General features: G+C 74.3%; 15 protein-coding genes. 8 read left to right on the top strand and 7 right to left on the bottom strand.

The window, feature by feature from the left end; translation table 11 throughout:
- Genes C2142_RS30040 through C2142_RS30030 form a run of 3 tightly spaced genes read right to left on the bottom strand, consistent with a single transcriptional unit; the run spans window position 1 to window position 2180 of the window.
- Complete coding sequence (locus C2142_RS30040; RefSeq protein WP_148645833.1) at window positions 1-867, bottom strand: zf-HC2 domain-containing protein; 867 nt, start codon at window positions 865-867, stop codon at window positions 1-3.
- A complete protein-coding gene (locus C2142_RS30035; protein ID WP_148646023.1) occupies window positions 864-1481 on the bottom strand; it encodes a sigma-70 family RNA polymerase sigma factor in 618 nt (205 codons plus the stop codon). The genes C2142_RS30040 and C2142_RS30035 overlap by 4 nt, the downstream gene beginning before the upstream one ends.
- Window positions 1482-1502: 21 nt before the next feature.
- Complete coding sequence (locus tag C2142_RS30030; protein ID WP_241002862.1) at window positions 1503-2180, bottom strand: hypothetical protein; 678 nt, start codon at window positions 2178-2180, stop codon at window positions 1503-1505.
- A 192-nt stretch (window positions 2181-2372) separates the two neighbouring features.
- On the opposite strand from C2142_RS30030, the gene trxA reads away from it, so the two are divergent.
- Entirely contained in the window at window positions 2373-2762 is a 390-nt protein-coding gene (trxA, locus tag C2142_RS30025) for a thioredoxin (RefSeq protein ID WP_148645832.1), read from the top strand.
- Between the two features lie 177 nt (window positions 2763-2939).
- Here trxA and C2142_RS30020 read toward each other — a convergent pair whose 3' ends face one another.
- The gene (locus C2142_RS30020) at window positions 2940-3596 is read right to left on the bottom strand and encodes a TetR/AcrR family transcriptional regulator C-terminal domain-containing protein (RefSeq protein WP_148645831.1); all 657 of its coding nucleotides are present in this window, start codon (window positions 3594-3596) and stop codon (window positions 2940-2942) included.
- 178 nt (window positions 3597-3774) lie between these two features.
- On the opposite strand from C2142_RS30020, the gene C2142_RS30015 reads away from it, so the two are divergent.
- Window positions 3775-5406 carry an APC family permease gene (locus tag C2142_RS30015; protein WP_148645830.1) on the top strand — a complete coding sequence of 544 codons (1632 nt, stop codon included), beginning with the start codon at window positions 3775-3777 and terminating at the stop codon, window positions 5404-5406.
- Window positions 5407-5482: 76 nt separating this feature from the next.
- On the opposite strand, the gene C2142_RS30010 is transcribed toward C2142_RS30015, so the two are convergent.
- Window positions 5483-6445: a YafY family protein gene (locus C2142_RS30010; protein WP_148645829.1), complete on the bottom strand. Its 963-nt coding sequence runs from the start codon at window positions 6443-6445 to the stop codon at window positions 5483-5485.
- A gap of 209 nt (window positions 6446-6654) precedes the next feature.
- Between C2142_RS30010 and C2142_RS30005 the strand changes: the two genes are divergently transcribed.
- From C2142_RS30005 to C2142_RS29990, 4 genes are all read left to right on the top strand, one after another.
- Window positions 6655-7404: an alpha/beta hydrolase gene (locus tag C2142_RS30005; protein WP_148645828.1), complete on the top strand. Its 750-nt coding sequence runs from the start codon at window positions 6655-6657 to the stop codon at window positions 7402-7404.
- Between the two features lie 300 nt (window positions 7405-7704).
- Window positions 7705-8220 carry an OsmC family protein gene (locus tag C2142_RS30000; protein WP_148645827.1) on the top strand — a complete coding sequence of 172 codons (516 nt, stop codon included), beginning with the start codon at window positions 7705-7707 and terminating at the stop codon, window positions 8218-8220.
- A complete protein-coding gene (locus C2142_RS29995) occupies window positions 8217-9773 on the top strand; it encodes an NAD(P)/FAD-dependent oxidoreductase (protein WP_174315771.1) in 1557 nt (518 codons plus the stop codon). The genes C2142_RS30000 and C2142_RS29995 overlap by 4 nt, the downstream gene beginning before the upstream one ends.
- 236 nt (window positions 9774-10009) lie before the next feature.
- A complete protein-coding gene (locus C2142_RS29990; RefSeq protein ID WP_148645826.1) occupies window positions 10010-11104 on the top strand; it encodes a sialidase family protein in 1095 nt (364 codons plus the stop codon).
- A 128-nt stretch (window positions 11105-11232) separates the two neighbouring features.
- Here C2142_RS29990 and C2142_RS29985 read toward each other — a convergent pair whose 3' ends face one another.
- Window positions 11233-12372, bottom strand: coding sequence for an epoxide hydrolase family protein (locus C2142_RS29985; RefSeq protein WP_148645825.1), 1140 nt, complete (start codon window positions 12370-12372; stop codon window positions 11233-11235).
- Window positions 12373-12405: 33 nt separating this feature from the next.
- Between C2142_RS29985 and C2142_RS29980 the strand changes: the two genes are divergently transcribed.
- On the top strand, window positions 12406-12807 hold the full coding sequence (locus tag C2142_RS29980; protein ID WP_148645824.1) for a hypothetical protein: 402 nt from the start codon (window positions 12406-12408) through the stop codon (window positions 12805-12807).
- A gap of 65 nt (window positions 12808-12872) precedes the next feature.
- Window positions 12873-13658, top strand: coding sequence for a GNAT family N-acetyltransferase (locus tag C2142_RS29975; RefSeq protein WP_148645823.1), 786 nt, complete (start codon window positions 12873-12875; stop codon window positions 13656-13658).
- A 28-nt stretch (window positions 13659-13686) separates the two neighbouring features.
- Here the strand turns inward: C2142_RS29975 and C2142_RS29970 are convergent, their stop codons facing one another.
- Window positions 13687-14574, bottom strand: a complete 888-nt coding sequence (locus C2142_RS29970) for an EamA family transporter (RefSeq protein WP_148645822.1) — start codon at window positions 14572-14574, stop codon at window positions 13687-13689.
- Window positions 14575-14593 lie beyond the last annotated feature (19 nt).

Raw genomic sequence — 14593 nt, 5'->3', positions numbered from 1 at the left:
TCAGGCGGTCCGGGCCGGGACGGTGACCAGGAGGGTGCCGCCGTCCAGGGTGCGGACCTCGAAGTGGTCGATCGCGGCGGGCTGGAACCCGGCCCCACCGCTGGTGTGCAGGGCGGCCGGGGCGGCGCCCGTGGTGCCGTAGCCGACGGCGGGGACGCTCCAGGTGGTGACGGTCTGACGCTCGCCGGTGCGCGACACGGCGACCAGGTCGCAGTCCAACGGCCCCTGGACGTGCGAGAGTTCCAGACTGACCTGGCTCCCCCAGGTCTTGCCCTCGACGCCGACGGCGGCCCGGGCGCCCGTGGTCGGGTCGGTGGCGGAGAACTGCTGGGCGGCGACGGCGACGACACCCGGCGTGGAGTCCGCGGTGACCACCACCGCGGTGACGGCGGGGCCGGCCACCACCATGACCGCCGCGGCGGCGACCAGCACCAGCCGGCGGACCCGGCCCCGGCGGCGGACGGCGGACACCTGGCCGACCAGCCGGTCCAACAGCAGAGGGTCCGGACGGGGCGCGGGATCCGCCGGATCCAGGCCGGCCGCCTCGGCGGAGGCCGCGTACTCGGCCAACAGTGGCTCCATGAATCCGAGTTCGCCCACCTGCTCGGCGCACTGCGGGCAGTCGGCGAGGTGCTCCTCGAAGGCGGCGCGCTCGGCCGGTTCGAGCAGGCCGAGGACGTAGGCGCCGACGTCCAGATGCCCGTGACCCGGGCCGTGGTCGCGCTCGGAACCGGTGGCACCGGAGGGACCGGACGGACCAGTGGGACCGGACGGACCAGTGGGACCGGAGGGGCCGGACAGGCTGGAGGGGCCGGACGGGCCGACGGGGTCGGTGGGCCCGGGAGGACCGGGCTTGGACGCTGTCACGATGTCACTCCCCGTTCCTCCAGTGCGAGCTTGAGCGAGCGCAGCGCGTAGAACACCCGCGACCGTACGGTACCGGCCGGGACGCCGAGTTCGGCGGCCGCCTCGTTGACCGTGCGGCCCATGAAGTAGGTCGCGACGATCACCTGGCGGTGCGCCTCCGAGAGGTCGCCGAGCGCCTCCGAGATCGTCATCAGCCGCAGCGCGCGGTCAAGTTCGTCCTCGGCGGGCAGCAACTCCAGTGCTGCCGCGTCCACCTCGCGCGGGCGGGCCCGGCTGCTGCGGTGGCCGTCGATGACGATCCGCCGCGCCACCGTCACCAGCCAGGGCCGCAGCGAGCCGGCTTCCGGGTCGAGCCGGTGGATGTTGCGCCAGGCCCGGACCAGCGTCTCCTGGACGACGTCCTCGGCGCGCTGGCGGTCCCCCGCGACCAGGTGGAGCACGAAGCCGAACAGCGGGCCCGCGTGCTCCTGGTACAGGGCGCGCATGAGGTCCTCGTCCGGCGCGTCGGCGACGCGTTCGGACGCACCACCGCCCGGGTGCTCCTTGGTCACGACGCCATCTTCGCGCACCCGTACCTCCGGGTCGAGAGTTCCACGTCCGGTCCGGACCGTCATCATCGCCCTACCCGGTGACTCTCAGTAGCCGCCGTAACCGCTGCCGGGGCTGCTCGGGGCCTTGGGAGTGCTGGGGGCACTGGGACTGCTGGGGGTGCTGGGCATCGTCCCGCCGGAGGGGGCGCCCGCCTTGCCGCCGGTCGGGGTCAGCGCGAACCAGGTGCCGCCGACGCCCTGGCCCTTGGTGTCGCCGGGCTTGGTGTCGGGCGCGTAGCGGTAGGCCGGCCAGCCGTTCAGGGTGAGCTGCTTGCTGCCGTCGGCGCGGGTGACGGTGCCGACCAGCTTGCTGTCGATGCCCTTGACGGTGGCCCCGCCGTTCGCCGGGGCGGGCGGCCAGGTCGAGGCGCAGCTGCCGTTGCAGTTGGACATCGGCGGCATGGCCGAGTCCTTGTCGAAGCGGTAGAGGGTGAAGCCGGCACTGTCGGTGACGATGGTGCCGAGTTTGGGGTCGGTGGCGGTCTGCAGGGTGACGGCGCCGGCGGGTGCGCTCGGGCTGCCCGGACTGGCCGGGCTGCTCGGACTGGCCGGGGTGCTCGGCATCGCGGGCGCGGTGGAGGTGGAGCTCGAACCCGAGCTCGAACCCGAGCCCGACGACATCGAGCCGCCGCCGGACGACCCGCAGCCGGCGACCAGGGCGGCCGCGGCGATCCCGGACGCGGCGAGCACGGCGATCCGGCCGGTACGACTGTTGCTGTGCATGGTTTCTCCCCCGTGGACACGCGCGGGCGCCTCTTTCGGCACACCGCGCTGAAGCGGACACCCACTTGTACGGACGGGAGCGGCAGAGTACTCAACGGGCGGCCGGGATTCTTCGGAATAGCCCGCGGGCGGGCGCGGTTGTCGCGGGCACATGGCCTGAGCCGCCGCCTCCCGAAGGGCAGGAATCGCGACATGAGCAGCACGGTCGAGCTGACCACGGAGAATTTCGACGAGATCGTCCCCGGCGACGAGGGGAAGGACTTCGTCTTCATCGACTTCTGGGCATCCTGGTGCGGCCCGTGCCGGCAGTTCGCGCCGGTGTACGAGAAGGCGGCCGAGCGCCACTCGGACCTCGTCTTCGCCAAGGTGGACACCGAGGCCCAGCAGGAGCTGGCCGCCGCCTTCGGCATCCAGTCCATCCCGACGCTGGCGATCATCCGTGAGGGCGTGCTGGTCTTCTCGCAGGCGGGTGCGCTGCCGGAGGCCGTGTTCGAGGACTTGATCGGCCAGGCCCGGAAGCTGGACATGGCCGAGGTCAAGCGCAAGGTGGCGGCCGAGCAGGCAGGTGCCGCCGAGGCCTGACGGCCCCGTCCGGTGATCTGACGGACCGACGGTTTCCACTGCGGTAGGCCCGGGGTGACGAACGCCCCGGGCCCGTCGGCGTGCGCGGGGCCGGATCGCGCCGGTACGCATCTCTCCGAGCCGGATCGCGCCGGGCCGGATCGCGCTGGGCCGGACGGGCGGTCCCGGTTCGGCGTCTCAGGCGCGGGACGCCAGACGGGCCGCGAGGCCGTCGAGAAGCAGGCGCAGGGCGAGCTCGAAGCCCCGCTCGTCCAGCCCGGACGCACCCGTGCCCGGCCCGCCGCGTTCGGCGGAGGCCTCCAGGGCGCCGGCGAGGGCGGGGTAGCGGGGGCGGTACTCGGCCGGGGGGCGGGTGAAGCCCGCGGTGAAGGTCTCCAGCGCGGAGCCGAGCACCAGGTAGTCGAGTGCGGCCGCGGTCTCGGCGGCGTCGGCCGGCGCGAGGCCGGCCCGGCCGAGGGCGGCGAGCAGGGTGTCGTAGCCGAGCAGCTGGCGCTCGGCCCCGACCCTGCGACGGGCGAGCAGCGCGATGGTGTTGGGGTGGTGCAGGAAGACGGCGCGGTAGCCGCGCGCGTAGGCGGTGATGCCGGCCCGCCACCCGGCGGCCTCGATGCCGGTGAGCGGGCCGAGGTCGATCTCGGCGTTGACCAGTTCGGCGAGCCCGTCGATCAGCTCGTCCTTGCCGCTCACGTGGTTGTAGAGCGAGGCCGCCTTCACGCCCAGGCGGTCGGCGACGGCGCGCATGGTGAGACCGTCCGGCCCCTGCTCGTCGACCGTGTCGAGGGCGGCCCTGGCGATGATCTCCCTGCTCAGCAGTGCCCTGCTCGGTCGTCCCACGCTTGTCGCCCCTCACTGCCGGCCGTGTCGCCCACGATTTCCGGCTCACGTTATTACAGGCAGGTCTCGACCCTTCCGCTGCCCCGGGGCGGCGGGCTACCGTCCCTGACTAACAAAGTTAGTTTTCTGCGACGGCCCCTCTCAGGGCCCGCCGCGGACGACGGCAAGGTGGACGCCCATGACCGAGAACCCCGCAAGATCCCGGATCTCCCGCACCCCCGGCACGGACCCAGGTGCGGGCGGAGGTGCGGATCGAGGTGCGGCTGGAGGCCCGGTCACGGGCCCAGGTACGGGCGTAGGCAGGGCTGCGGGTACCGACGCCGAGCGGCTCGCCGCGCTCGGCTACCGGCAGGAGCTGAAGCGCAGCCTCGGCGTCCTCGGCAACATCTCGATGGGCTTCGCCGTCGTCTCCCCCGTGGTCGGCCTCTACGCGGTCAGCCAGGTCGGCATCGGCGTGGCCGGCGGCGCCTGGATCTGGGCGCTCCCGGTCTGCCTGATCGGCCAGATGCTGGTGGTGGCGGTCTACTCCGAGCTCGCCTCCCAGTGGCCCCTGGCCGGCGGCGCCTACCAGTGGAGCCGTCGCCTCGCCGGGCCGACCTTCGCCTGGCTGACCGGCTGGATGTGGCAGTTCGCGGTGATGTTCGCCAACACCACCGTCGCCTACCTGGCCTCGCCGTGGTTCTTCGCCCTGTTCGGACTCACCCCGACACCCGCCCAGCTGGTGCTCGTCTCACTGGCGTTCATGCTGGCCTGCACGCTGGTCAACGCCTACGGCATCAACCTGCTGCGCCGGTTCGTCTCGCTGGGCATCGCCGCCGAGGCGATCGCCTCCGTGGTCGTGGGCTTCGCGCTGCTGCTCTTCTTCCGCCAGCACGGCTTCGGCCTGCTCACCGACCTGCTGGACGCGCCCGCCACCGCCGGGGTCTCCACCGGCGCGGCCTTCCTCGCCGTGGTCGCCGTCGGTGGCTGGGCGTTCATCGGATTCGACGCCTGCGTCTCCACCGCCGAGGAGACCAAGGACGCCGGCCGGCAGGTGCCGCGGGCGATGTGGTGGGCCCTGCTGAGCGTCGGCGTGGTGGTCGTCCTGAACGCCGTCGCCGTCGAACTGGCCCACCCGGACCCGGCCGCCGTGGTCCGCGGCGAGGACCTCGACCCGGTCACCACCGCCGTCACCTCCGGGTTCGGCGACTGGTCGGCCAAGCCGTTCGTGGTGGTCGTCCTGGTCTCGTTCACCGCCTGTCTGATGGCCTCGCAGGGCGGCGCCGCCCGCGGCCTCTACTCGCTGGCCCGCGACGGCGTCTTCCCGTTCTCGGCCCAGGTCCGCCGGGTCAACCGGCACAAGGCGCCGATCGGCGGCCTGGTCGCGGCCACCCTGGTCAGCTCGGCCGCACTGCCGCTCGGGCTGGAGTCCACGGCGATGGGCAGCCTGATCACCTTCGGCACGGCCGCCACCTTCCTGCCGTTCTTCCTGCTCTGCCTGGCCGCCGTGCTGGCCCGGCTGCGCGACGGCTGGCGGCCGTCCGGCGCGGTCTCGTACGGGCGCGCCGGGACGGTGATCAACGTCCTCGCGGTGCTCTGGACCGGCCTGGAGGTGGTCAACATCTGCTGGCCGCGCACCATCCTCGCGCCGCCCGGCGCGCCCTGGTACCAGGTGTGGGCCGCGGTCCTCGGCGTCGGCCTGGTCACCCTCGCGGGCATCGGCTACCTGCTCGTCCGCCGCCCGCAGCGACTGATGCGCGAGCCCGGAGCCGGGGCGACGTCCGGTGAACGGCCGGGCGATGCCGACGAGTTGGCGCCGGCGGTGCACTGACGGGGAGCCCGCCGCCCGACCGGCCCGCCCTGTCGGGGGCCTACGCCGGGCTGAGCGCGCCCTGGACAGGGGGCGCTCAGGGCGTGTCCTCGGCCCACTCCGTGAGCCGGGCGGCGAGGGCGCGTACCTCCGTGCGCAGGGCGTCCGGGCGGCGGACGGTGAACGGCCAGCCGAGGCCGGCCAGCATCACCGCGCACCCGGCGAGGTCCTGGGCGCGGGCCCGCAGCAGGACGCGGCCGTCCGCGGTCCCGGCGAGGCTCCCGGCCGCCGGCGGGATGCGGTGCCGGGCCTCGGCGAGGGTGGTCGTGAGCACCACCTCCACCTCGTGCGTCCACGGCACCGAGCCCAGCGACTCCACCACCCGCTGGACGGCGTCGAAGCCCTCCGGCGGTTCGAAGCCGGCCTCGCCCTGCTCGGCGGACCGGATCCGGTCCAGCCGGAAGGTGCGCAGCTCGCCGCTCCGGTGGTCCAACCCGGTGGTGTACCAGCGGCCCGAGTGGAAGACCAGCCCGTACGGGTCGAACTCGCGGTCGCTGGCCGCCCCCTCGCGGTCCCGGTAGGACAGCCGGACGCGGCGGCCGCGGCGGGCCGCCTCGGCGAGCGTGAAGAGCGCGGCCGCGTCCGGGTTCGGGCCGGCCGCGGGCGCCGAGGTCAGCCCGAGCGTCTGCTCCACCGCCGCGACCCGCTCGCGCAGCCGCGGTGGCAGCACCCGCTGGATCTTGGTGAGCGCCGACTCGGCGGCCTCCTCCCCCACCGACAGCCCCGACCGGCGACCGGCGAGCAGCCCGAGCACGACGGAGGCCGCCTCGTCCCCGGTGAGCATCAGCGGCGGCAGCCGGTAGCCCGGCAGCAGGCGGTAGCCGCCGTACCGGCCGCGCTCGGCCTGCACCGGGATGCCGAGGTCCACCAGCCGTGCCGTGTAGCGGCGGACGGTGCGCTCGTCCACGTCCAGCCGTTCGGCCAGCTCGGGGCCGGTGAGGCCGGGCCGGGCCTGGAGCAGTTCCAGCAGGGCGAGGACTCGGCTGACCGGGTGATCCATCCGCGCTCCTCCGATCGGGCCGGTAATCCGGTCGTGTCCTGTCCGGATTCGATCCTAGGGTCGAACCAGCGGCGGGCGCCTGCGGGCGCCATCGGCTCGCCGATCGCCGCGCACGGCAGGGAATCCAAGGAACGCAACCACACAGCTGGCCGCCCGCACGGCGAGGAATGCAAGCACGGCAAGGCCGGCCCGGAGAGGACCCATCCACCATGAGCACCTTCGTACTCGTCCCCGGTTTCTGGCTCGGCGGTTGGGCCTGGGACGCGGTCGCCGAACCCCTGCGAGCGGCCGGGCACACCGTCCACGCGGTGACCCTGACCGGTCTCGCCGAGCGGGCCGGCGAGGCCTCGCCCGAGGTCGGCGCCGAGACCCACATCGCCGACCTGACCGACCTGTTGACCCGCGAGGATCTCCAGGACGTGGTCCTGGTCGCCCACAGCGGTGGCACGGTCGCCGTCTCCGGCGCGGCCGACCGCGTGCCCGAGCGCATCCGGCGGGTCGTCTTCGTCGACTCCGGCCCGCTCGCCGACGGCATCGCCCTGCGTGATCTCTGGGACCCGGCCTACCGCGCGACGCTGGAGGCATCGCTGGTCGACGGCTGGCGGCTGCCGCTGCCCGCCTGGGATGTCCTGGCCTCCGGCGGCGGCGGTGTGGACGGCATCGACGAGGCCGGACTCGCCCGGTTCCGCAGGCTGGCCACCGACCAGCCGGCCCGGACGGTCAGCGAACCGGTACGGCTGGCCGGCCGGGCGGACAAGCTGCCGAAGGGCCTGATCTCGTGCTCCTTCCCGCTGGAGCAGATCCGGGCGATGATCGCAGCCGGCCACCCGTACTTCGCGGCGCTCGGCGGTCCGGAGTGGGAGCTGCGCGAGGTGCCGACCGGGCACTGGCCGATGTTCTCCCGGCCGGCCGAGACGGCGGCGGTGCTCGCGGAGCTGGCGGCGGTCCCGACGGCCTGAGGCGGTCCAGGTCCCGGCTCCCGGCTCCCGGTTCCCGGCCCTGTGATCGTCTCCCGGGGTGCCTGCCGGGGCGCCGGGGTGCCGGGGTCCTGCCGGGGCGGCCCGCCGGGGTCGCGCGCAGGGCCGTCTCCCGGGCTCTCCCCCGGGCTCTCCCGGCTTGCCCCCGGAGGTCCCGGGCCTGTGCGGAGAGCGCACCGTCCGCGTGTTCGGCTGCGCCGGGCGGGCGAATCGTCGCAGGATGGGCACGGCGTCGGCACCCGGCCCGGCGCCGACCCCACCGACAGCTAGGGCGAGCGCGCGATGAGCCAGACTCCCACCAGTCCCACCAGTCCGACCGTCAGTGCGACCGTGGACGGGAGCGCCGCGCCGGGCTCCTCGCAGGACGCTGCGAAGGACGCCGCACCAGAGTTCCGGCGGGTCACCACCGCCGTGGTGACCGGCAGCTCCGCCGACGTACCGTTCCACGTCGACGTGAAGGCGGGCACGCACCCGCTGACCGCCGACGAGCCGGTGCGGCGCGGCGGTTCGGACAGCGGGCCGGAGCCGTTCGCCCTGCTGCTCGCCTCGCTCGGCTCCTGCACCGCGATCACCCTGCGGATGTACGCGGAGCGCAAGGAGTGGCCGCTGGAGACCGTCCGGGTCAGGCTCGGCTACGAGACGGACGGGCGCAACGGCCGGATCGCGCGCCGGGTCGCGCTCGCCGGCGCGCTTGACGAGGAGCAGCGCGCCCGGCTGCTCGACATCTGCGAGCGCACGCCCGTCACCCTCGCGCTGCGCGCCGGGGTGGCCATCGACACCACGGAGGACCGCGCATGACGACCACTCCTTCCGCCTCGGCCGCGCCCGAGGAGTACGACGTCATCGTGGTGGGCGCCGGCCCCACCGGCGAGAACGTGGCCGACCGGACCGCCGCCGCCGGCCTGCGCACCGTGATCGTGGAGGCCGAACTGGTCGGCGGCGAGTGTTCGTACTGGGCCTGCATGCCGAGCAAGGCGCTGCTGCGCCCGGTGGCCGCGCTGGCCGGCGCCCGCGCGGTGGCCGGCTCCCGCGAGGCCGTCGGCGGCGGTGCGCTGGACCCGGCCGCGGTGCTGGCCCGGCGCGACTCGTTCACCTCGCACTGGCAGGACGACGGCCAGGTGCAGTGGCTGCGTGACACCGGCATCGACCTGGTCCGCGGCCACGGCCGGCTGGCCGGGGTCCGGGCGGTCACCGTCGAGGCCGAGGACGGCACCGAGCGGTTGCTCACCGCCCGGCACGCCGTGGCCGTCTGCACCGGCAGCCGCCCGGTACTGCCGGAGGGCGTGCCCGGGCTTGTCGAGGCCCGGCCCTGGACCAACCGCGAGGCCACCGGTTCGCCCACCGTGCCCGGGCGGCTGGCGGTGATCGGCGGCGGGGTGGTCGGTGTCGAGATGGCCACCGCCTGGCGGGCGCTCGGCTCCGAGGTGGTGCTGCTCGTGCGCGGCGACGCGCTGCTGCCGCGGATGGAGCCGTTCGCGGGCGAGCTGGTCGCGGAGGGCCTGCGGGCGGCCGGGGTGGACGTACGGTTCGGGGTCTCGGTCGCCTCACTGGAGCGTGCGGACGTGTCGGGCGCGTCGGACGGCTCCGGCGGGTCGGACGACTCCCGGGTCACGCTGGTGCTGGCGGACGGTGAGCGCCTCACCGCCGACGAGGTCCTGTACGCCACCGGCCGGGCACCGCGCACCGCGGACATCGGGCTGGAACAGGTCGGCCTCAAGCCCGGCACCTGGCTGGAGGTGGACGACAGCTGCACGGTGCTCGGCGTGGCCGGCCCGGGTGACGTGGCCGACCCGGGTGACGTAGGTGGCCCGGGCGGCGTGGCCGGCCCGGGTGGCGCCTGGCTGTACGCGGCGGGAGACGTCAACCACCGTGCGCTGCTCACCCACCAGGGCAAGTACCAGGCGCGGATCACGGGCGCGACGATCGTGGCACGCGCCCAGGGGCTGCCGCTGGACACCTCCCGCTGGGGCGCACATGCCGCGTCCGCCGACAGCGCCGGTGCGCCGCAGGTCGTCTTCACCGAACCGGAGGTGGCGGCCATCGGCCTCACCCTGGACGCCGCCGAACGGCAGGGCCTGCGGGTCAAGGCGGTCGACCACGACCTCGGCGCCGTCGCCGGCGCCTCGCTGTACGGCGACGACTACCGGGGGAAGGCCCGGGTCGTCTTCGACCTGGACCGGGAGGTGCTGGTGGGTGCCTGCTTCGTCGGCCCCGGGGTCGCGGAGCTGCTGCACTCGGCCACCGTGGCGGTGGTCGGCGAGGTGCCGATCGACCGGCTCTGGCACGCCGTTCCCGCGTACCCCACGATCAGCGAGGTCTGGCTGCGGCTGCTGGAGGGCTGCCGGGGCTGAAGGAGGCGGAGCCCGGGGCCCCGAGGCCGGCGGCTCGGGGCCTCTCGCCGCGTCGGACGGGTCGGCGCGTACAGGAGCATGCAGGCGCGTGCAGGCGCGTGCAGGCGCACAACCGCGCGCACACGCGCGTACCGGCGCGTACCGGCGCGGCGAGATGTGACCCCGGGGGGACGGCGGGACACTGGCCGGTGGAGGGGTGTCCCGGGGGCCGTTTCGCCGACCAGGTGGTGTGTGGCATGACCGAGGTGCTGTTGGCCGTCGGAACCGAGAAAGGCCTCTTTCTCGGCCGCAGTCGCGACCGGCTGAGCTGGGAGTTCAGTGGGCCGCACTTCCCGATGAACGCGATCTACTCCGTCTCGATCGACCGCCGGGCGGGCCGGGTCCGGCTGTTGGCCGGCGCCGACAGCAGCCACTGGGGCCCGTCGGTCTGGCGCTCGGACGACCTCGGCGCGAGCTGGTCCGAACCGCCCAAGCCCGCCATCCGCTTCCCCGAGCACACCGGCGCCTCGCTCACCCGGGTCTGGCAGCTCCAGCCCGCCGGTGACGAGGCACCCGGAGTCGTCTACGCCGGAACCGAACCGGCCGCGCTGTTCCGCTCCGAGGACGGCGGCGACACCTTCGCCCTGGTCGAGTCGCTCTGGGCCCATCCGCAGCGCACCGAGTGGGGCGCCGGCTACGGCGGCCAGGGCCTGCACACCATCCTCACCGACCCGCGCGACGCCGAACGGCTGCTGGTCGCCGTCTCCAGCGGGGGCGTCTACCGCAGCAAGGACGGCGGCGGCACCTGGGAACCGTCCAACACCGGCCTGCGCGCCGAGTTCCTCCCCGAGGAGAACCAGTACCCCGAGTTCGGCCAGTGCGTGCACAAGATCGCCCGGGACGCCGTCAACCCCGACCGCCTCTACCTGCAGAACCACGGCGGCGTCTACCGCAGTGACGACACGGGCCTCAGCTGGCAGTTCGTCACCGACGGCCTGCCCGCCGACTTCGGTTTCGCCGTCGCCGCCCACCCGCGCCGGGCCGACACCGCCTACCTCTTCCCCCTCGGTGGGGCCGACGACCGCATCCCGCCGGACCGCCGCTGCCGTGTCTTCCGCACCGACGACGGCGGCGACAGCTGGCATCCGCTCAGCAAGGGCCTCCCCGGCGAGGACCACTACGGTGTCGTGCTCCGCGACGCACTCCGCACCGATGACGCCGACCCGGCCGGCATCTACTTCGGCAACCGCAACGGCGACGTCTACGGCAGTCCCGACGAGGGCGAGAGCTGGTCCCTGCTGATCTCCCACCTGCCGGACGTGCTCTGTGTCCGGGCGGCGGTGGTCGGCTGAGGCCGAACGCACCAGATCGGCTCTGCTGCCGGGCTCGGCCGGCCGCGCCCTGCCCTGCCCGGCTCTGCCCGGCTTTGCTCTGCCCGGCTTTGCTCTGCTCTGCCTTGCCCCACCCGGCCCTGTCGTGATCAGCGGAGGGCGCGGAAGAAGGCCCGGATGTCGGTGACGAGGAGGTCGGGGGCCTGGAGGGAGGCGAAGTGGCCGCCGGTGTCGAACTCGGACCAGTGGGTGATGGTGTTGGACAACTCCGCCAGGCCGTGGATCACCCGGTCGCCGAGGAAGCGGGCCACGCCGGTGGGTACTCCGGACGGTGCCGGGCGGCCCCAGCCGTCGGCGGCGATCTCGCGGTAGAGGCGGGCAGCGGAAGCGGCGGTGCCGGTGAGCCAGAAGGCCGTGACGTTGGTCAGCACCGCATCCCGGGAGGGCAGCGGCTGGCGGGTCGCGGTCGGGTCGTGGTCGACGAACCATCCGAGGTTCCACGCGAGTTGGCCCACCGGGGAGTCGTTGAGCGCGTAGCCGACGGTCTGCGGACGGGTCGCCATCTGGGTGGCGTATCCGGAGTGGGCGTACCACCAGCGCCGGTTCTCCGCCGCCCGCTCGCGCTCGGCCGCCGTGAGCAGGTCGAGTTCGGCCGGGTCGACCGGGGACGACGCGTTCGGCGGCGCGTTGAGGTGCACGCCGAGCACGTCGTCCGGGGCGACGCGGCCCAGTTCGGGCGAGACGATGGCGCCGAAGTCGCCTCCCTGGGCTCCGTAGTGCCGGTAGCCGAGGCGGCTCATCAGCTCGGCCCAGGGCCGGGCGATCCGCCGGGTGCCCCAGCCGGTCTCCCGGGTCGGCCCCGAGTACGCGAAGCCGGGCAGCGAGGGCGCCACGACGTGGAACGCGTCCGCCGGATCGCCCCCGTGGGCCCGGGGGTCGGTGAGCGGGCCGATGATCCGGTCGAAGTCGTGCACGGTGCTCGGCCAGCCGTGGGTGAGGATCAGCGGGATCGCGCCCGGCTCCGGGGACCGGACGTGCAGGAAGTGCAGGTGCTGCCCGTCCACGACGGTGGTGAACTGCGGCAGCTCGTTCAGCCGCGCCTCGTGCACTCGCCAGTCGTAGCCCTCCGCCCAGTACGCGGCGAGCTCCCGCAGGTACGGCAGCGCGACCCCGTACTCCCAGCCCACGCCCGGCAGTTCGTCGGGCCAGCGGGTGCGGGCAAGACGGAGCCGGAGGTCGTCCAGTTCGACCTGCGGGAAGTCGAGGCGGAATGGGGTGATCTTCTCCATGCGGCCGAGGCTAGGGAGCGTGTAGGTCAGCGGGTGTCCGACATCGCGCCGGCACGGTTCGGCGGACGCAGGACGGCGGGGTACTGGTCGGCGGGGCACGGTTCGGCGGGGTACTGGTCGGCGGGGCACGGTTCGGCGAGGCGCAGGGCGGTGGGGCGCAGCTCGGCGAGGGGCGGGCCGCGCGCCGAGGGGGCCGGCATCCACCTCGGCGCCGGCGCCGGCGCCGGCGCGCCGGGCGTCCGGTGGGACGAGACCCCGCCCGACACGCTGGACGCCGCCTTGGAGGCGCCCCCGCGCAGCGGCCTCACCGTGCTGCTGCGCGAAGCCTTCGCCTCCGGGGTCCGCCGGAAGCCCCGGTGCGCCACCGCGGCTCCCGTTCGCGGCTTCGGCTTCCTCGACCTGCCCGGTAACGGCCCGGGCGGGTCATCCTGTTGATTCCGGGACGGCTGCCCGCCGAGCATGGCGGGTGGACCTTGACCCTCGACGATCGGACGGACGGCGTGACGGAGAAGGAAACCGACTGGGAGTTCGGACGGGACATCGACGGCCTTCCTGTGGTGCGGTTCGTACGGGGTGAACGGGAGGGGCGGCCCTGGGCCGACCTGCTGACGGTGTCGACCCCGGGCGAGATCGGGGCCGAGATCGGGGGCGGCGTCGTCAGCGCCGCCGATCCGGTGGAGTTCGTGCTGTCGTCCATGTCCGGCTGGGTGGTCTCCGGTTCCGTCGAGTTCGGCGAGCAGCTGCTCCGCCGTGGCGCAACCGCGCTCCGGCACGGCCACACCATGTACCGGGACCTCGCCGGCGATCCCCCTTCCACCGGCTGGGCCGCGTGGGCGCGGACCCCGCTGCGGGACGGGCTCCGCGCGGTGCCGTGCGACCGTGACGCCGAGGAGGTGCTGCCCGCCTGTCTCGCCGCCTACGGCCCGGCGCATCCCGACCACCGGCCGGGTCGCGAGGAGGAGCTGCGACTCCTCCTCTCCGGCCGCCTCATCGGGCCGGTGCTGCCGGCCGCGACCCTGGCGGTGGACAGCGACGACCGGGTCGTCGCCGGTGTCGTCCTGAACCACTTCGAGGGCGTGCCCTGGGTCGCGAACGTCTTCCGGCACCCCGAACACAGCTGCCCCAGCCTCGGTCGCGACCTGCTGCGCCGCTCACTGGCCGGCCTCGCCGCGGCCGGATCCGAGCGGGTCGGCCTCGCGGTGTCCGAGGGCAACCCCGCCCGTCGCGTGTACGAGGCGCTCGGCTTCCGACTGGACCATTCCTTGCTGTCGGTGATCGTCCCCTGAGCAGCGCCACCCGGGAGGTGGCCCGGCGTCACGGGCGGGCGAGCTCCAGGACGACGATCCCGGCCAGGACGGTGACACTGGCGGTCATCCGCAGCCGGCCGAGGCGCTCGCGGAAGACCACCGTGGCTATCACCGCCGCGATGACGATGCTCGTCTCCCGCAGAGCGGCAATGGTGGCGAGGTTCCCCCGGGACTGCGCCCAGACCACCAGCCCGTAGGCGGTCAGCGAGAGCACCCCGCCGACGATCCCGAACGGCACCACCGAGCCGCGGCACCCGGCCAGGAGACTCCGGCCGCGCCGCATCCAGGCGATCAGGGCCAGGACCGGCCCCTGCAGCAGGAAGAGCCAGGCGACGTAGCCGCCGACCGTCCCGGCGTGCCGCACACCGCTGCCGTCCGACACCGTGTACGCGGCGATCATCACGCCGGTACCGGCGGCCGCCCCGAGGGCGGGCAGCTGCGCCCGCCCGGGTATCCCCTTGGCGAAGGCGAGCCCGATCAGGCCGCAGGAGATCACCAGGACGCCGAGCAGTTCCCCGCCGCCGAGCCCCTGCCCGAGCACCGTCACCGAGAGCAGCGCCACCAGCAGCGGTGCCGAGCCGCGGGCGATCGGGTACATCTGCCCGAAGTCCCCGAGCTGGTAGGCGCGGAGGAGCAGGACCTGGGACGTCACCTGCATCGTCACCGAGGCCAGGAGGAACGGCCAGGACTCCGCGGCCGGCAGCGGGTTGAGCGCGACCAGGACCACCGCACAGGCCGTGTAGGCGAGGTTGATCAGGGCGAAGCCGACCAGCTTGTCCTGGATCCGGTGGGCCAGCCCGTTCCAGACGGCGTGCAGGACCGCCGCGGCGAGTACGGCGACGGGCACGGACGCCGCCGCCCCGCCGCCCGGCAGCGCGAGCGCGGTTTCAGGCATGGCAAAGCTCCCCTCCAGC

Origin of the sequence: Streptomyces sp. CB01881, from assembly GCF_002953255.1 — a bacterium.
Classification (GTDB): domain Bacteria; phylum Actinomycetota; class Actinomycetes; order Streptomycetales; family Streptomycetaceae; genus Kitasatospora.
Note: the sequence above shows the minus strand (reverse complement) of the source record. Positions and strands in the feature narration are given on the sequence as shown.